General features: G+C 66.4%; 16 protein-coding genes and 1 other RNA gene. 10 read left to right on the forward strand and 7 right to left on the reverse strand.

Annotation, left to right across the window (positions count from 1 at the left end; translation table 11 throughout):
• The first annotated feature begins 53 nt into the window (after positions 1-53).
• The 4 genes from glyA (at position 54) to IEW15_RS00375 (ending at position 4,308) form a co-directional block, all read left to right on the forward strand.
• On the forward strand, positions 54-1,343 hold the full coding sequence (gene glyA, locus IEW15_RS00360; RefSeq protein WP_188573967.1) for a serine hydroxymethyltransferase: 1,290 nt from the start codon (positions 54-56) through the stop codon (positions 1,341-1,343).
• A gap of 369 nt (positions 1,344-1,712) precedes the next feature.
• Positions 1,713-2,696, forward strand: coding sequence for an AurF N-oxygenase family protein (locus tag IEW15_RS00365; protein WP_188573968.1), 984 nt, complete (start codon positions 1,713-1,715; stop codon positions 2,694-2,696).
• A gap of 31 nt (positions 2,697-2,727) precedes the next feature.
• Complete coding sequence (locus tag IEW15_RS00370; protein WP_188573969.1) at positions 2,728-2,946, forward strand: rubredoxin; 219 nt, start codon at positions 2,728-2,730, stop codon at positions 2,944-2,946.
• A gap of 81 nt (positions 2,947-3,027) precedes the next feature.
• Positions 3,028-4,308 (forward strand): NAD(P)/FAD-dependent oxidoreductase, encoded by a 1,281-nt coding sequence (locus IEW15_RS00375; protein ID WP_229707713.1) that lies wholly within the window; start codon positions 3,028-3,030, stop codon positions 4,306-4,308.
• Between the two features lie 92 nt (positions 4,309-4,400).
• Here IEW15_RS00375 and IEW15_RS00380 read toward each other — a convergent pair whose 3' ends face one another.
• The 7 genes from IEW15_RS00380 to IEW15_RS00410 all read right to left on the reverse strand — a co-directional run bounded on the left by IEW15_RS00380 (position 4,401) and on the right by IEW15_RS00410 (position 13,650).
• Positions 4,401-5,540, reverse strand: coding sequence for a hypothetical protein (locus tag IEW15_RS00380; RefSeq protein ID WP_188573971.1), 1,140 nt, complete (start codon positions 5,538-5,540; stop codon positions 4,401-4,403).
• The gene (locus IEW15_RS00385; RefSeq protein ID WP_188573972.1) at positions 5,537-6,040 is read right to left on the reverse strand and encodes a DUF4365 domain-containing protein; all 504 of its coding nucleotides are present in this window, start codon (positions 6,038-6,040) and stop codon (positions 5,537-5,539) included. Before IEW15_RS00385 ends, IEW15_RS00380 begins: the two co-directional genes overlap by 4 nt.
• A 280-nt stretch (positions 6,041-6,320) precedes the next feature.
• Complete coding sequence (locus IEW15_RS00390) at positions 6,321-6,932, reverse strand: winged helix DNA-binding protein (protein ID WP_188573973.1); 612 nt, start codon at positions 6,930-6,932, stop codon at positions 6,321-6,323.
• Positions 6,933-6,939: 7 nt separating this feature from the next.
• Complete coding sequence (locus IEW15_RS00395; protein WP_188573974.1) at positions 6,940-10,602, reverse strand: hydantoinase B/oxoprolinase family protein; 3,663 nt, start codon at positions 10,600-10,602, stop codon at positions 6,940-6,942.
• A gap of 78 nt (positions 10,603-10,680) precedes the next feature.
• Positions 10,681-11,991: a TRAP transporter large permease gene (locus IEW15_RS00400; RefSeq protein ID WP_188573975.1), complete on the reverse strand. Its 1,311-nt coding sequence runs from the start codon at positions 11,989-11,991 to the stop codon at positions 10,681-10,683.
• 18 nt (positions 11,992-12,009) lie between these two features.
• Entirely contained in the window at positions 12,010-12,537 is a 528-nt protein-coding gene (locus IEW15_RS00405) for a TRAP transporter small permease (protein ID WP_188573976.1), read from the reverse strand.
• 132 nt (positions 12,538-12,669) lie between these two features.
• On the reverse strand, positions 12,670-13,650 hold the full coding sequence (locus tag IEW15_RS00410) for a TRAP transporter substrate-binding protein (RefSeq protein ID WP_188573977.1): 981 nt from the start codon (positions 13,648-13,650) through the stop codon (positions 12,670-12,672).
• Between the two features lie 532 nt (positions 13,651-14,182).
• On the opposite strand from IEW15_RS00410, the gene IEW15_RS00415 reads away from it, so the two are divergent.
• From IEW15_RS00415 to rnpB, 6 genes are all read left to right on the forward strand, one after another.
• Positions 14,183-14,929: a TerB family tellurite resistance protein gene (locus IEW15_RS00415; protein ID WP_188573978.1), complete on the forward strand. Its 747-nt coding sequence runs from the start codon at positions 14,183-14,185 to the stop codon at positions 14,927-14,929.
• A 12-nt stretch (positions 14,930-14,941) separates the two neighbouring features.
• Complete coding sequence (locus IEW15_RS00420) at positions 14,942-15,460, forward strand: hypothetical protein (RefSeq protein ID WP_188573979.1); 519 nt, start codon at positions 14,942-14,944, stop codon at positions 15,458-15,460.
• 213 nt (positions 15,461-15,673) lie between these two features.
• Entirely contained in the window at positions 15,674-17,572 is a 1,899-nt protein-coding gene (locus IEW15_RS00425; protein WP_188573980.1) for an ABC-F family ATP-binding cassette domain-containing protein, read from the forward strand.
• The gene (locus IEW15_RS00430; protein WP_229707715.1) at positions 17,572-18,495 is read left to right on the forward strand and encodes a DMT family transporter; all 924 of its coding nucleotides are present in this window, start codon (positions 17,572-17,574) and stop codon (positions 18,493-18,495) included. The genes IEW15_RS00425 and IEW15_RS00430 overlap by 1 nt, the downstream gene beginning before the upstream one ends.
• 30 nt (positions 18,496-18,525) lie before the next feature.
• On the forward strand, positions 18,526-19,350 hold the full coding sequence (locus tag IEW15_RS00435; protein ID WP_188573982.1) for a peptidoglycan recognition protein family protein: 825 nt from the start codon (positions 18,526-18,528) through the stop codon (positions 19,348-19,350).
• Positions 19,351-19,384: 34 nt separating this feature from the next.
• Positions 19,385-19,820, forward strand: an RNA gene (gene rnpB, locus IEW15_RS00440) — RNase P RNA component class A.
• Positions 19,821-20,216: the final 396 nt, after the last annotated feature.

Here is a 20,216-nt window from a genome sequence, read left to right on the forward strand (position 1 = left end):
GACCGGCGCGGCCATGTGCCGCTCCCCCTTTATCCCAAGCGAGGCAATCAGCGATGCTGACCACACCCGCCGCCTTGGCGGCCCAGGCGCCCGACGATGTGCTGGCCGCGACCGACCCCGATCTTGCCCGCGCGATCCGCGCGGAAGAGCGGCGCCAACAGACCCAGATCGAACTGATCGCCTCGGAGAACATCGTCAGTCAGGCGGTGCGGGCGGCGCAAGGCTCGGTGCTGACCAACAAATATGCCGAAGGCTATCCCGGGCGGCGCTATTACGGCGGCTGCGAGGCCGTGGACGTGGCCGAGCGGCTGGCGATCGATCGCGCCTGCCGGCTGTTCGGCGCCGCTCATGCCAACGTCCAGCCCCATTCGGGCGCGAATGCCAATCTGGCGGTGCTGTTCGCGCTGCTGGAGCCGGGCGATACGGTGATGGGGCTGGATCTGGCCTGTGGCGGCCATCTGACCCATGGCTCGCCGGTCAGCCTGTCGGGTCGCTGGTTCAAGGCCGTCAGCTACAAGGTGCGCGGCAGCGACGAGCTGATCGATTACGACGCCATGGAAGCCGAGGCCCTGCGCGCGCGTCCCCGGCTGATCTTCGTCGGTGGTTCGGCCTATCCGCGCTGGATCGACTTTGCCCGTGCCCGGGCGATCGCCGATCGCGTGGGCGCCTGGCTGATGGCCGATATCGCCCATTATGCCGGACTGATCGCCTGCGGCCTGTATCCCGACCCGGTGCCCCATGCCTATGTGGTGACCTCCACCACCCACAAGACCCTGCGCGGGCCGCGCGGCGGCATCATCCTGACCAATGACGGCGATCTGGCGCGGCGGATCGACAAGGCGGTGTTTCCGGGGGTGCAGGGCGGGCCGCTGATGCATGTGATCGCGGCCAAGGCGGTGGCGTTCCACGAGGCGCTTCAGCCGGATTTCCGGCAGTACATCAATGCCGTGGTCGACAATGCCCGGACGCTGGCCGCCTGTCTGAGCGCGGGCGGGTTGCGGCTGGTCACCGGCGGGACCGACTGCCATCTGGTGCTGGCGGATCTGCGGCCCTTCGGGGTCACCGGCAAGGCTGCGGTTGAGGCCATGGACAGTGTGGGCCTGACCGCGAACAAGAATGCCGTGCCCTTCGATACCGCCAAGCCCACGGTCACCTCCGGCATCCGGCTGGGCAGCCCCGCCGGCACCAGTCGTGGCTTCGGTCCGGCCGAATTCCGGGCGATCGGCACGCTGATCCTTCAGGTGCTGGCCAGCCTGCGTGACCATGGCGGTCTCGACATCGCCACCGCGGCCCGGGTACGGGCGGAGGTGGACGGACTGTGCCGGCGGTTTCCGGTCGCCTGACGCCTTGGGGCAACACCCCGCCAGATAGATCAATGACTGCCGCCCGACCGTCCACCGGTCGGGCGGTTTGCATATGGAAGGCAGGATAGGGAAAGGGTGCTGACCTATCTGTTTGATGTGACACAAAACCGCGACGGATCAGACGCTAAGCATTCGTAAATCACCATAACTTTTGGTTGCGTTCTGGCTGGGTAGGCGGCGGTCGTTTGGGTAATTTATGACCCACGCCGTTAATAAAATGACCTAGGCCAAAATAGCGTTTTCCGCAGGAGGCACCTTCACCCTCCGGCAGAGCCGCGGAGCGGCGGACCACAGACCTGCCTTCTCCGGCAATCCCCCCATCTGCATCCGCTTTCGGAGAGCCCTGCCATGACCACGATGAGCGCCCCCGCCATCGGTGCCGGCGGCCATGAGGCCGCATGCGACCAGTCCGAAACCCGAAATCTGCTGCAACGCATCGGTGACGGCTGGATCCGGCGCGCCAAAGTGCGCCGCGAACCGATCGAGCTTTGCTTCGATGCCGCGCGTGACGATTTCCTGGAAGAGCGGCTGCCTTTCCACACCCATCCCGGCTATCGCGCGCTCGACTCAGCCACCCGGACCCGCATCCTGTCGGCGGGCTGGATCATCTATAACGAGAAGACGGTCGCTATCGAAAGCGCCATCGTCTCGCCATCCTGCTATGACGCGCTCGATGGCCGCATCCCCGGTCTTCAGCCCGAGACCATCCGCCACATCGTCTGCGAAACCCTGGTGGACGAGGCCTATCACCTGCTGCTGGTCGCCAATGCCAACCGTCTGACCCGCACCCATCGCGGGCTCGATGATCTGCGGATCCCGACCTTCAATCTGGTCCGGTTCATGAACCGCGAGAAGGCGGCTTATGCCGAAGACTGGCAGAAGACCCTGGTGCACCTGGCGACATCCGTGGTGTCGGAGATCTTCGTCAGCGACTATCTGCATCAGTTGTCGGACTGCCCGCATATCCAGCCGATGAACACCGCCACCGTCGCCGCCCACCGCCACGACGAACTGGCGCATTCCAAGATCTTCACCCTGTTGACCGAGACCTTCTACCCGGCGCTGTCGCCGCGTGAGCAGGCGTTCTTCGCCGACATGCTGCCCAAGCCGATCGGCTGGTTCGCCGATCTGGAGCTGGATATCTGGGCCTCGGTTCTGGACCAGCTGGGCGTGCCGGGTGCCGCCGGCATCATCGCCGACTGTCGGCCGCTGAATCTGGCCGCGCGCAGCCGGCTGGACTATAGCCGCATTCTTGGCCTGTCGCGCGATGTCGGCATCCTCGATACCGCCGCCGGCCGCGACAGCTTCGCTGCCCATGGCATCGCCGCCTGATCCGGCCATCCGCCAAGTGAGGACGTCTCCGATGCCGATGCATGCGCTCGAAACCACTGCGCTGGTGGCCCAAGGTCACCCGCAGGGCAAGGCATGGCAATGCCTGCTGTGCAGCTATGTCTATGACGAGGCGGCGGGATCACCCGCCCACGGCATTCCGCCTGGAACCGCGCTCGATGCGCTCGACGACGACTGGTCCTGCCCCGATTGCGGCGCGGGCCGGGAGGATTTCGAGCCCCGCGACCGCTGACCGGCGGAACCCGGCCGGATGGGATGCCCCCGCCCCATCCGGCCACCCATCCCGCAGAATTCAGCCCCAGGGAGACTGCCCGTGATCCGGCATTTCGACATCGCCATCATCGGCACCGGCCATGCCGGCGCCCAGGCCGCCGCCAGTCTGCGCCAAGGCGGCTTCGCCGGCAGCATCGGCCTGATCGGTGCCGAGGACGAGCCACCCTATGACCGGCCGTCGCTGTCGAAGGATTACCTGGCGGGTGTGGTCGAGGCCTGCGACATCCACATGCGCCCCGCGGATTTCTGGGCCGCGCGCGACATCACCCTGGTGCCGGGCACCCGCATCGTCCAGGTCGATGCGGCAGCTCACCGGCTGTTGACCGGGACGGGCGAGGCGATCGGCTATGGCCGGACGCTCTGGGCGGCAGGCGGCACGGCGCGGCGACTGACCTGCCCGGGTGCCGGCCTTGCCGGGCTGCACACCATCCGTCATCGCCACGATGTCGATGCCTTGCGCGCCGATCTGGGCGATGGATCACCCTCGGCCGGCCGGCGGGTGGTGGTGATCGGTGCGGGCTTCATCGGCCTTGAAGCCGCCGCGGTGCTGAGCCAGGCCGGGCACAGGGTGACGGTGGTCGAGGCGCAGGACCGGGTGCTGGCGCGGGTGACCGGCCGGCTGGTCGCGCGTCATGTCGGCGCCGTCCATCGCGATCAGGGGGTCGATATCCGGCTGGGCGGCGTGGTGCGGTCGCTGGCCGCCGATGCCGCCCGCCGGGTCTCGGCGGTCGTGCTGGCGGATGGCGAACATCTGCCCGCCGATCTGGTGATCGCGGGCATCGGCCTTGAGCCGGTGGTGGCGCCGCTGCCGGTTGAACCGGATGCGGCCGGTGGCATAGCGGTCGATGGCCAGGGCCGGACCGCGCTGCCCGATATCTGGGCCGCCGGTGATTGTGCCGCCCATGTCAACCGCTATGCCGGCGGCCGGCGGATCCGGCTGGAATGCGTGCAGAACGCCGTCGATCAGGCCCGCGTGGTGGCGGCGGCCATGCTGGGCGGCACGGCGGTCTATGATGCCGTGCCCCGGTTCTGGTCCACCCAGTATGACATGCGTTTGCAGACCGTCGGGTTGCAGGCGGGCCATGATGTTGAACTGATGCGTGGCGATCCGGCGGCCGGCAGCTTCAGCGTGATCTATCTGCGCCAGGGCCGGGTGATCGCCATCGACGGCATCAATGCCCCGCAGGATCTGGCGCAGGGCCGGCTGCTGGTTCAGGCGCAGGCCGACCCGGCCTCGGCGCCGGCCGATCCGCAGGCATTGGCCGATCCGACGGTGCCCTTGAAGACGCTGATACAGACGCCGGCCATGGCGGCGGTCTGATTCCGACGTATCGACAAGCCCCCGACAGGGATGCAGCCGTGGTAACCCGACGCAAGCCTTGTGGTGCAGGCCGCCGGGAGGCGTAGTCTGGATCAGTCTGTATCGGCGTCGGTGGGCAATGGGATCACCGATGCATTGGTGAGGTGCCAGCGCGCGCCATTTCGTTGCAGATCGCCCGTTACGATGACTTGCGTTTGCGCGTCATGCGCCTGCACGGCCACGCTATAGTTTACGGGATCCAACACCGCGCTGACCGATCGGGTTTTGTCGTCGATGATGGCCTTCAGTGTCACCACGCCATCAATATCATCCTGATCGCGCTTCAAGCTGTGAACCGTGCCATAAAGTTTCACGTCCGGGCGAGGCGCGCGCATATGGAAGGTGCGTGCGGCCTCTTTCAGAATATCGGCATCATTCCTGGAGAACGTGACCTGACACTGTCTTTCGGCAATCGGTCGGGTCCGTGCCCAGGTCAGACTGATATCCAGGCGTTGTGACTGTTCGATCAGGCCGGCGACCGCTTCGCAGAGATTGGCGCTGACGCCAGCACTCACCGCATCTTCAAAGGCCCGGCTATCGCCGGACAAGGCCAGTTCGGCAGCTGTCCTAGATGCCCGAAGCGCGGTCATCAGCCGGCGGGTTACTTGCCGCTCCACCGGTTCATCTTCCAGAGTGAGCCAATCGGCAGACAGCGGTGCTTGCGCAGGCGGCAGAGATGGCGGTACGGGCGCCAGCATGGTAACGACGAAGCTGCCGTGTTCAGTCTGCCCCAGTTTGACCCGGCTCATATACTCAAGCGCCTGTCTGTTCGCTCCGGCGCGGTAGATCGATTGAGGCGCATTGACGGCGCAGGCGGCTGCGAGAAGCATGTCCCGAGCCTTTTCGATGATTCGGACACCGGCATCCAGGGGAATGGAGCCATCATCGGACGTTCCGACAGCGCGCACGCGGACGACATCGCGATCGGCGCCGACAAGGTCACGATAGATTGCGAGTTCATCGCGGCCGGTATGCGCTGCGAACACGCCGATCAGGCGCGACATGACCGCGGCATAGTCGGCAAGCTGGTCTGTGCGCGGCAGAATGACTTCAGGGTGATCGGGCCCAGCATAGACATCTGCATGCGCACCGTAAGATTCAGTGCGCGACCAACCTTCGCTTCGGGCGAACGCGCTCAGCGCCATCGGTGAAATGGCCCGCAACGCCTCGACATCCAGGATTTTAGCCTTCATGTCAGGCCTCCTGCCCTGGCGCTGTTCATCAGTGCCACAAGGCCGCTGACGTCGAATCGATCCGACTGTTTCACAGACACAGAAATGGTATCTTGATTGTCAGTTGCAGGGCTACGGGCAAAATTGGCCCAATAGGCACAGCGTCTGATCATAAGCTGTTCAGGGGCGACCGTCAGCCATTCCGCCTTGTCGCGCGGCAGATCGAGCAGAACCAGAATACGCGGTACCATAGCCACGTCACGCAGGAGGTCATAGTTCCGACGTTTGAGCGGAAAGCGGAAGATCCCCTCATGTGCCGCGCCGAGATTTATGGTCGCCTTCAACTGGATGTCGAGCGATGGTCGCATGCTGCCCCCGGCACGGATCTGTATGTCCACACCGTCGCGGTCCAGGTCCATGGTCGCGGTGGTGTAGCCCGCGCCGGCAGCAACAGCCGCCACATAGGCACGCGATAGCGCCTCTTCCTGATCGGGAGCGGACATGATTGCGTCTGGATGCATGCATCTCCCTCCCGATTGCGTGATGACAGGTCGGGCCAGCGCTTCAATTGCGTATCGGACAGGTAGCGGATTCGTGGGCCTTCCATCAACAAAAAGAAGAATGGCTGTCGATTTACAACTCATTTAGTAGAAATAGATACCTGTAGTGGCGTCGCCGCAACAGGCGGTACCGTGTGCTTCAGGTCATCCGCGCAAGTATGGCCGCAATCTGCGCAACAATGATGCCCGGACGCATCATCCGATGTTGCGCGCATGCCGACCCGCGCAACATTGACCGTGGTCAGAGCGAGGTCGCGGCCCTGGCCGCCTGATCATATAGTCCCGACAGCGCCCTCAGCCGCTGCGCAAGGTCGCCGATTTCCTGGTTCGACAGGCCCAGCGAGTGCAGCGAGTCGATCAGGCAGCGCTCGCGGACGTCGCGATAGGCAAGGCAGGCGGTCTCGCCCGCGGGGGTGGTGGCGTATAGCGCTTCCTTGCCCTTGCGTGCGGTCGAAACCAAGCCGGCCTTCTGCAGCTTCTTCAGGCTGTAGCCGACGGTGTGGCTGTCTTCTATGTTCAGCACGAAGCAGATATCCGCCAGCTTCTTGAGCCGCGCCCGGTGGTTGACCGTGTGCAGCACCAGCACGTCCAACTGGCCCAGATCGCCGATGCCCGCCGCCGCCATGCAACGGGTCATCCAGCGCTGGAAGCCGTGGGCGGCGATGATGAGGCCGAACTCGAACTCCGACAGTTCCGGGCTTTTGGTCGAGACCAGGTGGGCCGAATTGACGATGCCGCGCCCGCCGCCGGGAAGCGTGGGGGAGACCCGGTCCTCCCGCGTCGTCGGGCTGTCTGACATGGCCGCGGCGGCGCCCGAAGGCGCCACCTTACTGCCGGTGTTGGGTCGTGTCATGGGGCGTCTACCTGTCGTCTGACGCGGCGCCATAGCCGCCGCCGCCCGGGGTTTCTATCACGAACACGTCGCCGGGCCGCACATCGACCGTGGCGCAGGCGCCGAATTCCTCACGGGTGCCGTCGGTGCGTTCCACCCAGTTGCGGCCGACAGCGCCGTCTTCGCCGCCATCGAGCCCGAAGGGCGGCACCCGGCGACGGTTGGACAGCAGCGACACGGTCATCGCCTCGTCGAAACGCAGCCGCCGGCGCGCGCCATTGCCGCCATGGTGACGGCCGGCCCCCCCTGAGCCCTCGCGGACCTCGAACGCCTCCAGCACCACCGGGAAACGCCATTCCAGCACCTCCGGATCGGTCAGGCGCGAATTGGTCATATGGGTGTGGACCGCATCAGTGCCGTCGAAATCCGGGCCGGCGCCCGATCCGCCGCAGATGGTTTCATAGTATTGATGGCGGGCATTGCCGAAGGTGAGGTTGTTCATGGTGCCCTGGGCACCGGCCTGCACACCCAGCGCGCCATAGATCGCATCGGTCACGACCTGCGAGGTTTCGACATTGCCGGCGACCACCGCTGCCGGATAATGCGGGTTCAGCATCGATCCGGCCGGGATCCGGATGCTGATCGGCTCAAGGCAGCCGTCATTCATCGGGATCTTGTCGTCGACCAGGGTGCGGAAGCTGTAGAGCACCGCCGCCCGGCAGACTGCTGACGGCGCGTTGAAGTTATTGTCGCGCTGCGGCGATGTGCCCTCGAAATCGACCACCGCCTCCCGCGCGTCCCGATCGATGGTGATGGTCACGGTCACCACCGCGCCGTCGTCCATCTCATAGCTGAAGCGGCCGCCCTCCAGCCGGGCGATCGCGCGGCGCACGGCCTCTTCGGCGTTGTTGCGGACATGGATGGTATAGGCCTTCACGACATCCAGCCCGAACTGGCGGACCATGCGCCGGATTTCGGTGACGCCCTTTTCGCAGGCCGCGATCTGCGCCTTCAGATCGGCCATGTTCTGGTCGGGGTTGCGCGACGGCCAGGTGCCCGAGACCAGCAGGGCGCGCATCTCCGCCTCAAGCAGCCGACCTTCGGCGACCAGTTGCACGCCGTCGATCAGCACGCCCTCTTCATCGATATGACGGCTGTCGGCAGGCATCGATCCGGGCGTCTTGCCGCCGATATCGGCATGGTGCCCGCGTGAGGCCACGAAGAACAGCGGCTGGTCACCCGCCACCGCATCCTCGGCGAAAACCGGGGTGATCACGGTGATGTCGGGCAGATGGGTGCCACCATTATAGGGCGCGTTCAGCACGAAAACATCGCCCGGCTTCATGGCCGTGCCCTGTTTGCGGATCACCGCCCGGACACTTTCGCCCATCGATCCCAGATGCACCGGCATATGCGGGGCGTTGGCGACCAGGGCGCCGTCGCTCTCAAAGATCGCGCAGGAAAAATCGAGCCGTTCCTTGATGTTGACCGAATGGGCGGTGTTCTCAAGCGTCGCCCCCATCTGTTCGGCGATCGACATGAACAGGTTGTTGAAGATCTCCAGCATCACCGGATCGGCATCGGTACCGATGGCGACGCGCTTCGGTCGCGCCACCACGCGGGTCAGGATCAGATGGCCGCGATCGTTCAATTCCGCCGCCCAGCCCTGTTCCACCACGGTGGTACCGGTCGCCTCGATGATGATCGCCGGCCCCTGGACACGATCGGCCACCGCCATGGCGTCGCGGTCATAGACCGGGGCATCGTGCCAGTCGCCATCGGAATAGAATCGGGTTTCCGCGATCGATGCCAGAACATGATCCGTGGGGGCGGCCGGCAGAACCGCGTCTTCCGGCTGATCGGTGGCGCCGATCGCCTCCACCTCGACCGCCTCGACCACCAGCGGCTTGCCGGTCATCACGAAGCCGAAGCGCTGGCGATGGGCGTCCTCGAAGCCTGAGACGATCTGGTCGAGCGTGCCGTGATCGACCGAGATGGTGCTGTCGCTGCCGCGATATTTCACATGCAGCCGGCAGGCGACGCTGATCCGCGCATCGGGGATCGACTGGCCGCGCAGCTCATCGGCGGCCTCGATGGCCATGGCCCCGGTCAGCATGTCCAGATCGGGGATGGCATCGGCGTCGAGCACGCGTTCCACCGCGCGCTCACGCATCGCCCGGATATCAGCCAGGCCCATGCCATAGGCCGACAGCACGCCGGCCAGCGGATGCACGAACACCCGGGTCATGCCCAGCGCGTCGGCCACCAGGCAGGCATGCTGGCCGCCGGCACCGCCGAAACAGGCCAGAACATAGGACGAGACGTCATAGCCGCGTTGCACCGAGATCTGCTTGATCGCATTGGCCATGTTGTCGACCGCGATCTTCAGGAAGCCGTCGGCGATGGCCTCGGGCGGCCGGCGGTCACCGGTCGCGGCGGCGATCCGGTCGGCCATGTCGGTGAAGGCGGTGGCCACCGCCTCGGCATCCAGGGGCTGATCGCCATCGGCGCCGAAGATCTTCGGGAAGTATTCAGGGCGGACCTTGCCGACCATGACATTGCAGTCGGTCACCGCCAGCGGCCCGCCACGGCGATAGCAGGCGGGGCCGGGATTGGCGCCGGCGCTGTCGGGCCCCACGCGGAAGCGGGCGCCGTCGAAACCCAGGATCGAGCCGCCACCGGCCGCGACCGTGTGGATGCGCATCATCGGCGCCCGCATCCGCACACCCGCCACCATGGTGTCGAAGGCGCGTTCATACTCGCCGGCGAAATGCATCACATCGGTCGAGGTGCCGCCCATGTCGAAGCCGATCAGCTTGTCGAAGCCGGCCATGGCGGCGGTGCGCACGGCGCCGACCACGCCGCCCGCCGGCCCCGACAGGATGCTGTCCTTGCCCTGGAACAGCTCGGCATCGGTCAGCCCGCCATTGGAGCGCATGAACATCAGGGGCGCGCCGCCCAGGGCGCCGGCGACCTTGTCGACATAGCGCCGCAGGATCGGGGTCAGATAGGCATCGACCACGGTGGTGTCGCCGCGCCCGACCAGCTTCATCAGCGGGCTTGCCTCGTGGCTGACCGAAATCTGGCTGAAGCCGATATCGGTCGCGATCCGCTTCAGGGCAATCTCGTGGTCATGCCAGCGATAGCCATGCATCAGCACGATGGCGATGGCCCGCACGCCGTTGTCGTAGAGGGCCTGAAGGTCGCGGGTGGCGGCGGCCTCGTCCAGCGCCGTGATCACCCGGCCATCGGCCGCCACGCGTTCCTCGACCTCGACCACCTCGCGATACAGCAGTTCGGGGCGGATGATCTCGCGGGCGAAGATATCGGGCCGGTTCTGATAGCCGATGCGCAGCGCATCGCGGAAGCCACGGGTGATGATCAGCGCCGTGTGCTCGCCCTTGCGCTCCAGCAGCGCATTGGTGGCGACGGTGGTGCCCATCTTCACCGCCGCGATCCGTTCGGCCGGGATGGCCTTGCCCGGTTCGATCTCAAGGAAGGCCCGGATCGCCGCCAGCGCCGCGTCGTCATAGCGCTCAGGGTTTTCCGACAGCAGCTTCATCGTCCGGACCGCACCATCGGGCGCGCGGGCAACCACGTCGGTGAAGGTGCCGCCGCGATCGATCCAGAACTGCCAGGTGTCGCCGGTGAGCGGGGCGGCGGCATTGGTGGGGGAGGCGGAAGCGGTCATCGCAGGGTCTCGATCCGATGGAGCGGTGGCGGGATTACATGAGGCAGGCATGGCGGGGCGGGGCGGGTACGGCCCGGGTCAGCCGGGGCTGCGCACCATGCCGCCGGGCAGCAGGGTCACGATCTCGGGAAAGGCGGTGATCAGCAGCAGCATCACCACCATCACCGCGAACATCGGCATCGCCACCCGGGCGACATAGGTGATGCTGCGGCCGGTCATGCCTTGCAGAACGAACAGGTTGAAGCCGACCGGCGGGGTGATCTGCGCCGTCTCGACCACGATCACCACGAAGACGCCGAACCAGATCAGGTCGATGCCGGCTTCCATCACCATCGGCAGCACCACCGCCATGGTCAGCACCACGGCCGAGATGCCGTCGAGGAAGCAGCCAAGGATGATATAGAACACCGCCAGCGCCGCGATCAGGGCCAGGGGCGACAGGTTCATCGTGGCGATCATGTCGGCCAGCGCGCGCGGGATGCCGGTGAAACCCATGGCCAGGGTCAGGAAGGCCGAGCCGGCCAGGATCAGCGCGATCATGCATGAGGTACGCACGGCACCCATCAGGCTGGCGGAGAAATTCGCCCAGGTCAGGTCGCGGCTGAGCGCCGCCACCCCGAAGGCGCCGATCACGCCGAAGGCGGCCGCCTCGGTGGCGGTGGCGATGCCGGTATAGATCGATCCCAGCACGAAGGCGATCAGCCCCACCACCGGCAGCAATTCCCCGAGCGCCCGGAATTTCTGGCCCCAACTCGGCCGCTCGTCATCGGCCGGGATCTTGCCCGGGTTGAGCAGCGACCAGACGACGATATAGCCCATGAACATCGAGGCGAGCACGATGCCCGGCAGGATGCCGGCCATGAACAGCTTGGCGATCGAGACATTGGCCGCGACCCCATAGACGATCAGGATGATCGAGGGCGGGATCAGCAGGCCCAGCGTGCCGCCGCCGGCCAGCGTGCCGATCATCATATTTTCAGGATAGCCGCGGCGCTTCATCTCTGGCAGCGCCATGCGGCCGACGGTCGCGGTGGTGGCGGCGGATGAGCCTGAAATCGCGGCGAACAGCGCGCAGCCCAGGATATTGACATGCAGCAGCCGTCCGGGCAGGGGCCGCATCCAGGGGCTGAGCCCCTTGAACAGGTTCTCCGACAGCTTCGTGCGGAACAGGATCTCGCCCATCCACACGAACAGCGGCAGTGCTGTCAGCGTCCAGCCGGAGGATGCCGTCCAGATGGTCATCGCCATGGCTTCGCCGATCGGGCGCGGGCTGAACAGCGCCATCGCGATATAGGCAACACCCATCAGCGACAACCCCACCCAGATGCCGCCGCCCAGCAGGGCCAGCAGCCCCACGCCCAGCACGATCAACTGATAGGTCTGATCCATGATACGTTCAGTCCCGGTTCAGCGATCGGCTGCCGCATCCAGCACGCCATCGCCCTCGGGGGCGAAGCCATGGCCGGTCAGCGCGGTTTCGATCAGGGTGTGACACAGGGCAACCGCGAACAGCGCGGTGCCGACCACCATGGCGATCTGCGGGATCCACATCGCCACCGCGACGTCGCCCTGCGACACCTCGCCGATCTCCCACGAGATATAGGCGAGGTCATAGGCCCACCAGGCGAACCAGGCGGCGATCACGGTGCCGACGGCGAGGCCGGCCAGATCCAGCACCAGCCGCGGACGCGGCGGCAGGGCCTGAAGCAGGATGGTGATCCGGATATGGGCATGGCGCCGGAAGGCATGGGGCAGGGCCAGGAAACTGGCCGCCGCCATGGCATAGCCCGCGAACTGGGCACCACCGCGCAAGGGGTAGGCAAGCAGGCGGGCGCCGACCTGCGCCAGAATGATCAGGACGATGGCGATCATGGCGATGCCGGCCAGAACACCGGCGGCATCATAGACGCGATCGAGCAGGCGCGAGATGGCCATCTGGCCTCCTCCGTCGTCGGTCTGGTCTGAACGGGCGGAACCGACCGGCGGGGGGAAACGGTCGTCCGGGCGATGGCGGCCGGGATGGCGGGGCGGGTGGCCCGCCATCCCGGTCCGGCCTGTGTGCGGTGCTTACTTCGCCCGATAGTCGGCGATGATCGCCTTGCCGGTGTCGCCGGCGCCGGCTTCCCATTCGGCGGTCATCTTGTCGCCGATCGCGGTCATGTCGCTGGCAAGCGCCGCCGACGGCTTGGCCACGGTCATGCCGTTCTCGGCCAGGGTCTTCAGGTAGCCGGAAGCCAGCTCCTCACTCATCGCCCAGCCCTTGTCCTCGATCGCGGCGGCGGCCTTGGTGATCGCCTCCTGCGTCTTGGCATCCAGGCCGTCCCAGGCGCGCTTGTTCACGAACACCATGTTCTTGGGCAGCCAGGCCTGGACGTCGTAAAAATTCTTCACCTGCTCCCATACCTGGCTGTCGACGCCGGTGGCGCCGGAGGTGATCATCGCCTCGACCGTGCCGGTGGCCAGCGCCTGCGACAGCTCCGCCGCCTCGATCTGGGTCGGCACCATCTGAAGCAGCTCGGCCAGACGCGCCATGGTGGCGTTATAGGTGCGGAACTTCAGGCCGCGCATGTCGGCGGCACTGTCGATGGTCTTGTTGGCATAGATGCCCTGCGGCGGCCAGGCGATGGCATAGAGCAGGTGCAGGTTCTCTTTCTCAAGCCGGGCTTCCAGCGCCGGCTTCGATGCCGCATACAGCTTGCGGGCATCGGCATAATTGGTCGCCAGGAACGGGATCGCATCCAGCGCGAACAGCGGATCCTCATTCGACAGGGCCGAGATCAGCCGCTCGCCGATCGGCGCGGTGCCGCGCTGTACGGCGCGCTTGATCTCGTCGCCCTTGAACAGCGAGCCGCCGCCATGAACGGTGATCACCACCTCGCCATTGGTGTCGGTCTTGACCATCTCGGCGAATTCGCGGCCGAGCTTGGTGTGGAAATTGCCGTCGGGATAGGCCATCGGCATGTCCCAGGCTTCCGCCGCCTGTGCGGCCGCACCGCCGAAACCGACCATGCCGGCGACCAGTGCCGCCCCAATCCACGTCTTGAACATCTGAACTCGTCTCCCCTGATGCGGACCGGCCATTTCATATCCGGCCGTTCATCCGCATGCGCCGCGAAAGCCGGCCCCCTCGGCCGCATCCGCCATGATCACGGGCACCAGACCGGTGCCCCCCTTGTCGATACTCCCCGACCGGCCGGCATCTGGCCAGCACAACCACGCCACGATCGCGGGTGTCTACCTGCCTGGATATGTATGGCCGGTCTTGGCCCTGGTCGATTCCGGCCTGCCCGTGGTCGACTGCGGCCCGAGGGACACCGCCCTCCCGGCGGCGATCCATCTGCTGAGACGGTCGCTGATCATAGATAATCTGTCAATAAAATGTCGACAAAGTGTCTGAATATTTTCAGTCGTTGATGCGGATGATCGCGGCTGCTTGCGCGCGATCCCGGTTTGGTGTTTGCTCGGCGGCGATGGTGCGGCGCGGGATATATCGCCTGCCCGGACCATGGCGCGACGGAGCATCGAGGGGCGGTGCGCCCGGCGCCGGTTGCGGTGTGATCCGGCCGCGGGGGGCCGATTGATGAGTTTCTGGGGCAAGGTGGTTGGCGGCGCCGCGGGCTTTGCGATGGGCGGGCCGCTGGGCGCGCTGATCGGCGCGGTGATGGGCCATGCGGTCGACCGCTTCAATGAAAGCGGCGATGCCACCGCGATGCCGGTGGACCGGGTGCAGCGCGAGCAGGCCTTCGCGATCGCGGTGATCGTGCTGGGCGCCAAGATGGCCAAGGCCGATGGTCAGGTGACGCGCGACGAGATCGCGGCCTTCCGCCGGGTGTTCACGGTGCCGGAAAGCGATGTCGGCCGGGTGGCGCAGATCTTCGATGAAGCCAAGAAGGATGCCCGCGGCTTCGAACCCTATGCCCGCCAGATCGCGGCGCTGTTCCAGGGCCGTCCCGCCGTGCTGGAAGAGCTGTTGAATGCCCTGCTGGAAATTGCCAGCGCCGACGGCGCGGTCGGTGAGGCCGAGCGGCGGTTTCTGGGCCAGGTGGCGCAGATCTTCGGCCTTGAGCCTGCGGTGCTCGACCGCCTGCTTGCGGTACGCGGCATCGATATCGGCGCCGCCGCCAGCCCCTATGCGGTGCTGGGCGTCGCCCCCGATGCGCCGCTCGACGAGGTGAAGACCGCCTATCGCCGGCTGGCGCGCGAACACCACCCCGACCGGCTGGTGGCCGACGGGCTGCCTGAGGAGATGATCCAGATCGCCACCCGCAAGATCGCCGGCATCAACGAGGCCTATGACCGGGTGTTGAGGCTGCGCGGGGCGCGGTGACGTGTGTGCGGGATGAAGCCGCACGGGTGGATCGGGCGGCACCCGCGCGAGGCCACGTCGATCTTTCAACGTCCTGATATTGTTTGCGCACGATGTGTCGCCGCCGATGAAATGGCTGTGTGGAACCCGCCGTCGTATCTCGGTCCAACTGGCTGGGCGAATGTCACCGGCGGGTCGACGATGTCGGTCTTCGCTGTCAGCGCGTCCTTTGCCCGCCGGGCGATGTTCTTCACCGACACCGGTTATTCCTGGATCATTGGCCGGAATATGATCACGCGTCGGAGATATGGCGCCGAACTGTTCGTGCCTGATCATCGGGCTGGACGGTATCGCCTCGCCATGTCCGACCGGCTGGTGGCCGGGCAGGCGCTCACCCCGGGCACCTGCCTGTCCTCGCCCGGCGGCGATTACGATGTCGTGTTTGAGGAGAATGGCGACGCCACGGTCTATGAATGCGACAAGCCCACCGGCGAGCGGGCGATATGGTCGAGCGGCAGCGCGAAGGCCCGGCACGCTGATGCTTCAGGATGATGGCGATCTGTGCCTGATCGAGCCGGGCGGCAAAGTGGTCTGGGCCAGCCGGAGCAGCGCGGGCTTCCGTTATCGGTGACACATGACGGCTCGGGGGAGCCATGCGCAGGCGGGTCTTGCGCGCGAGGGGTGGTCCGGCGCATCCTGCGGCCGCCCCTTGCCCGCTATCCGCCTGTCGTCTGTCTTGTCCTCCGTCCGGAAGTCCGTATTGCAATGTCCGCACCGCTTATCTCGCTTGCCGGTATCCGTGTCACCTTCGGTGGGGGTGATCTGATCGAGGAAGCGACGCTTGCCGTCAGCGCGGGCGACCGGATCGCGCTGGTCGGGCGCAACGGTGCCGGCAAGTCGACCCTGCTGCGGATCATGGGCGGGCTGGCCGAGGCCGATGGTGGTGAGATCGCGCGCCGGCCGGGCCTGCGCGCCGCCTATATGGCGCAGGATCCGCAGACCGATACCGGCACCACTGTCCGCGCCTATATAGAAGAGGGGCTGGTGGAAGCGGGGCAGGGCGACCGGCATTACCGGGTCGATCAGGTGGCGGTGCCGCTGAGCCTGGACCCTGAGCGGATGATGAGCGAGCTGTCGGGCGGCAACCGGCGCCGGGCGGCGCTGGCGCGGGCTTTGGCGGTGGAGCCCGAATTGCTGCTGCTGGACGAGCCCACCAACCATATGGACCTGCCGACCATCGAATGGCTGGAAGCCGAGCTTGCCCGGTTCCGTGGCGGGCTGGTGGTGATCAGCCATGACCGGGCCTTTCTCGACCGGGTGGCGGGCAGCATCGCCTGGCTGTATCGCCGCCGGCTGGTGCGCCACGATATCGGCTACAGCGCCTTCGAGGCTCAGCTTGAGGATCTGCGCGCCCAGGAAGATCAGCGGCTGGCCAAGATGGCCGACAAGCTGGCGCGCGAGACCCTGTGGCTGAACGAGGGCCTGACCGCGCGGCGCAAGCGCAATGAGCGCCGGGCGCGCGGCGTGCATGAACTCCGCGCCCAGCTTGCCGCCGAGCGCCAGGATATCGAGCGCACCCGTGCCCGCGCCGGCATCGCCGTCGCCAGCGCCGAGACCAGCGGCCGGCTGGTGATCGAGGCCGAAGGGCTGGTGAAGCATTTCCAGTCGCCATCGGGCGAGATCACGGTCGCCGACGGCTTTTCCACCCGGATCATGCGCGGCGCGCGGGTCGGCATCATCGGCCGCAATGGCGCCGGCAAGACCACGTTGGTCAAGATGCTGATCGGCGAGATCGAACCCGATGCCGGCGAGGTCAAGCTCGGCACCAATCTGGAGATCGCCTATTTCGACCAGCACCGCGCGGCGCTGGATCTGGACGCGACCCTATGGGACACGCTGGCCGATGGCGGCGGCGATCAGGTGACCGTGCGTGGCCAGCCGCGCCATGTGGTGGCCTATCTGCGCGACTTCCTGTTCGACGAGGGCCAGGCGCGCCAGAAGGTGCGGGCGCTGTCTGGTGGCGAGCGCAACCGGCTGCTGCTGGCCAAGCTGTTCCTGAAGCCGTGCAATCTGCTGGTGATGGACGAGCCGACCAACGACCTCGATCTCGACACGCTGGATCTGCTGGAAGACGTGCTGGACGAGTATGACGGCACCGTGCTGCTGATCAGCCATGACCGCGCCTTTCTGGACCGGCTGGCGACATCGGTGATCGCGGTCGATGGTGATGGCCAGATCACCGAATATGCCGGCGGCTGGAGCGATGCCGATGCCCAGCGCAAGCGCGCGGCCGAAGCCGCGCGAGAGGCCGCCCGCGAGGCCGGGCGCGAGGCGGCGGCGGCAAAGCGCGGCGGTGGCGCGGCGAGCGGCGGGGCCGCGAGTGGCGCGGCCGGTGGCAGGCCGCAGGCGGCGGCGCAGAAGCTGAGCTTCAAGGAAGCGCGTGAGCTCGACGAGTTGCCCAAGCGCATGGCCGTGCTGGAAAAGGAACTGGCGGCGCTGGCGGCGAAAATGGGCGATCCGGCGTTGTATACCCGCGATCCGGCGGCGGCGCAGGCGGCGGCCGATCGGGCATCGGCGGCGCGCGCCGAACTGGATGCCGCCGAGGAACGCTGGCTGGAGCTGGAAGAGAAGCGCGAGGCCATCGCCGCGGCCAAGGGGCGGTGATGAAGACGGCATCCGCATCGGCGCCGGTCCTCACCCCGATGACACCGGCCCATATTCTGCTCGCCCTGCTGGTGGTGGCGATCTGGGGCTGCAATTTCGTGGCGGTGAAGGTGGCCACGGCCGCCATCCCGCCGCTGTTCCTGGTGGCGCTGCGCTTCGGCGTGTTGTTCCTGCTGCTGGCGCCGTTCCTGCCCATGCCCCGGCGCAGCCAGATCCCCAAGCTGGCGGCGATCGGCATGACGCTGGGCGTGGGGCATTTCGGGCTGATGTTCGTGGCGCTGTCGCTGGGCGTCGATGCCTCCACCCTGTCGGTGGCGATCCAGATCGAGGTGCCGTTCGCGGCACTCTGCGCCATGCTGGTGCTGGGAGAGCGGATGGGGCCGCGCCAGATCGCCGGCCTGGTGCTGGGCATGATCGGTGTGGCCCTGGTCGCGGGCGACCCCAAGGTGCTCACCCAGCTCGACGGGCTGGGCGTGGGGCTATTGGCTGGCGGGTTCTGGGCCTATTCCAACATCCAGATCAAGCAGTTGGGCCAGTTGGGTGCCGTGCCGCCGCAGATGCTGAACGCGTGGCTGGGGCCGTTCTGCGTGCTGCCCTTGCTGGTGCTGTCGTTCATCTTCGAAAGCGGGCAGGGCGATGCTCTGTCGGCCCTGAACTGGCAGACGATCGCGGCCCTGGCCTATATTCTGGGCGGCGCCTCGCTGGTCGCTTATGGCGCCTGGTATTTCCTGCTCGGCCGCTATTCGGTGGGGCAGGTGACGATCTATATGTTGCTGGTGCCGGTGTTCGGCGTGCTGGGCGGCGTGGTGATGATGGGCGAAACCCTGGGCCTGCTGGAAATGATCGGCGGCGCCCTCATCGTCTCAGGCGTCGCGGTGGTTCAACTGCGTCGGCTGCCCGGGCCGCTCAGGCGGCTGCGCTGACCCTGTTGCCTGTTGAAAGCCTGTCAAACCATGTCTCTGCACGCCGATCCGTTTCCCGGTCTTGCCGGCCTCGACATCACCGACCGGCCATCGCCCAATCATGACGAGCGCCCCGGCGGTGTTCGGCCCGACATGGTGGTGCTGCATTACACCGGCATGCCGACCGCCGAGGTCGCGATCGACTGGCTGGCCGATACCGCGTCGCGCGTCAGCGCCCATTGGGTGGTGGATGAAGCCGGCCGCCTGACCCGGATGGTGGCTGAAGACCGCCGCGCCTGGCATGCCGGCGTGTCATATTGGCGCGGGCAGGAGCGGCTGAACGACGTCTCGATCGGCATCGAGATCGTCAATCCGGGCCATGAATGGGGCTATCGCACCTTCCCGGAACCACAGATGGCGGCGGTCGAACGGCTGCTGGCCGATATTCTGGCCCGGCATGATATCGCGCCCGAACGGGTGGTCGGGCATTCCGACATCGCGCCCGCCCGGAAATTCGATCCGGGTGAGCGGTTCGACTGGTACCGGCTGGCGGCGAAGGGGCTGGCCCTGATGCCGGCTGCGCGGCCGGTGATCGGCGAGATGGGCCTGACCCTGCAGGAAGGCGATGCCGGGCCGGCGGTTGCCGATATCCAGCGCGGGCTGGCGGCGATCGGCTATCGGATCGATGTCGACGGGGTTTACGACGCGGTCACCCGTGCTGTGGTCCATGCCTTTCAGTCGCGGTTTCTGGGGCTGGCCGGCGGCATCTGCGATCCGGCGACCGCCCAGACGGTGTTCGCGGTGGCGCGGCTGTTCGACAGCGCGCCGCGCGCCGGCGGTGGTGATGTCGGCCACGCCTGGTCATTGACAGATTGACCAGGCCTGCCCGCTGCTGCATGGTGCGGCCGCGTCAGACGGCTGGATGGCCGCCCTTTCGGTGCCGCAAGGCAGATGAGGGGGAGGAAAGTCCGGGCTCCACGGAAACACGGTGCCGGGTAATGCCCGGCGGGGGCGACCCCAGGGAAAGTGCCACAGAGAGCAGACCGCCCGGCCGGCGCCGTCGATACCTTCGGGTGGCGATCGGTGTGCCGGGCAAGGGTGAAAGGGTGCGGTAAGAGCGCACCGCGCCCCCGGCAACGGGGGCGGCATGGTAAACCCCACCGGGAGCAAGACCGAATAGGAACCGTGCGCCCCTCCCAATCATGGGTTGGGCAGGGTCTGTTTCCGACCCGGCGGTTCGGGTTGGTCGCGAGAGGCGCCCGGTGACGGGCGTCCCAGAGGAATGGTCATCCAGCACCCTTTGAACAGGGTGTGGACAGAACCCGGCTTACAGGCCGTCTGACGCGCACTTTGTCACATAACAGGCGGCTGCCGCTCTTTGATGCGGCGCTCACGCGACCACAATTCTACCGTCGCGGGCGCTGTCATTTTGTCGTGGGGCAAAATTGGGACCGGTTGGGCGCAGGCTCTTATCCGCGCGTTCCTGCGGGGTTAGGCCGCGAAGAAAATGGGGCGGCGCATTTCGCTCCATTAAAGTTCTCGTTTTGTTCTTGTGTGTTTGAAGACTGTCTCGTGATTTCAATGGGCTGGCCGTCCTTTCCAGCGTGCATGTGCGGTATTTGCCAAGCGTCTGTTTCATCGAAGAATTTCCAAGCAAATGCAGCCGATTGTTCGCTTGACCCTCCCCCTGCCATTCGATACCTTCGGCTCAAGGCCCAGCTTTACCCAGGTTTTCCCAAATC

Source organism: Tistrella bauzanensis (assembly GCF_014636235.1).
In the GTDB taxonomy this organism is placed as follows: domain Bacteria; phylum Pseudomonadota; class Alphaproteobacteria; order Tistrellales; family Tistrellaceae; genus Tistrella; species Tistrella bauzanensis.

Excerpts from the sequence above, each read along its gene's own strand:
- IEW15_RS00390 (WP_188573973.1), bottom strand. The coding sequence starts at position 6,932 with ATGACACGACCCAACACCGGCAGTAAGGTGGCGCCTTCGGGCGCCGCC.
- IEW15_RS00415 (WP_188573978.1), top strand. The coding sequence starts at position 14,183 with ATGAGTTTCTGGGGCAAGGTGGTTGGCGGCGCCGCGGGCTTTGCGATG.
- IEW15_RS00410 (WP_188573977.1), bottom strand. The coding sequence starts at position 13,650 with ATGTTCAAGACGTGGATTGGGGCGGCACTGGTCGCCGGCATGGTCGGT.
- IEW15_RS00380 (WP_188573971.1), bottom strand. The coding sequence starts at position 5,540 with ATGAAGGCTAAAATCCTGGATGTCGAGGCGTTGCGGGCCATTTCACCG.
- IEW15_RS00405 (WP_188573976.1), bottom strand. The coding sequence starts at position 12,537 with ATGGCCATCTCGCGCCTGCTCGATCGCGTCTATGATGCCGCCGGTGTT.
- IEW15_RS00395 (WP_188573974.1), bottom strand. The coding sequence starts at position 10,602 with ATGACCGCTTCCGCCTCCCCCACCAATGCCGCCGCCCCGCTCACCGGC.
- IEW15_RS00385 (WP_188573972.1), bottom strand. The coding sequence starts at position 6,040 with ATGCATCCAGACGCAATCATGTCCGCTCCCGATCAGGAAGAGGCGCTA.
- IEW15_RS00430 (WP_229707715.1), top strand. The coding sequence starts at position 17,572 with ATGAAGACGGCATCCGCATCGGCGCCGGTCCTCACCCCGATGACACCG.
- IEW15_RS00370 (WP_188573969.1), top strand. The coding sequence starts at position 2,728 with ATGCCGATGCATGCGCTCGAAACCACTGCGCTGGTGGCCCAAGGTCAC.
- IEW15_RS00420 (WP_188573979.1), top strand. The coding sequence starts at position 14,942 with ATGAAGCCGCACGGGTGGATCGGGCGGCACCCGCGCGAGGCCACGTCG.
- IEW15_RS00425 (WP_188573980.1), top strand. The coding sequence starts at position 15,674 with ATGTCCGCACCGCTTATCTCGCTTGCCGGTATCCGTGTCACCTTCGGT.
- IEW15_RS00365 (WP_188573968.1), top strand. The coding sequence starts at position 1,713 with ATGACCACGATGAGCGCCCCCGCCATCGGTGCCGGCGGCCATGAGGCC.
- IEW15_RS00435 (WP_188573982.1), top strand. The coding sequence starts at position 18,526 with ATGTCTCTGCACGCCGATCCGTTTCCCGGTCTTGCCGGCCTCGACATC.
- glyA (WP_188573967.1), top strand. The coding sequence starts at position 54 with ATGCTGACCACACCCGCCGCCTTGGCGGCCCAGGCGCCCGACGATGTG.
- IEW15_RS00400 (WP_188573975.1), bottom strand. The coding sequence starts at position 11,991 with ATGGATCAGACCTATCAGTTGATCGTGCTGGGCGTGGGGCTGCTGGCC.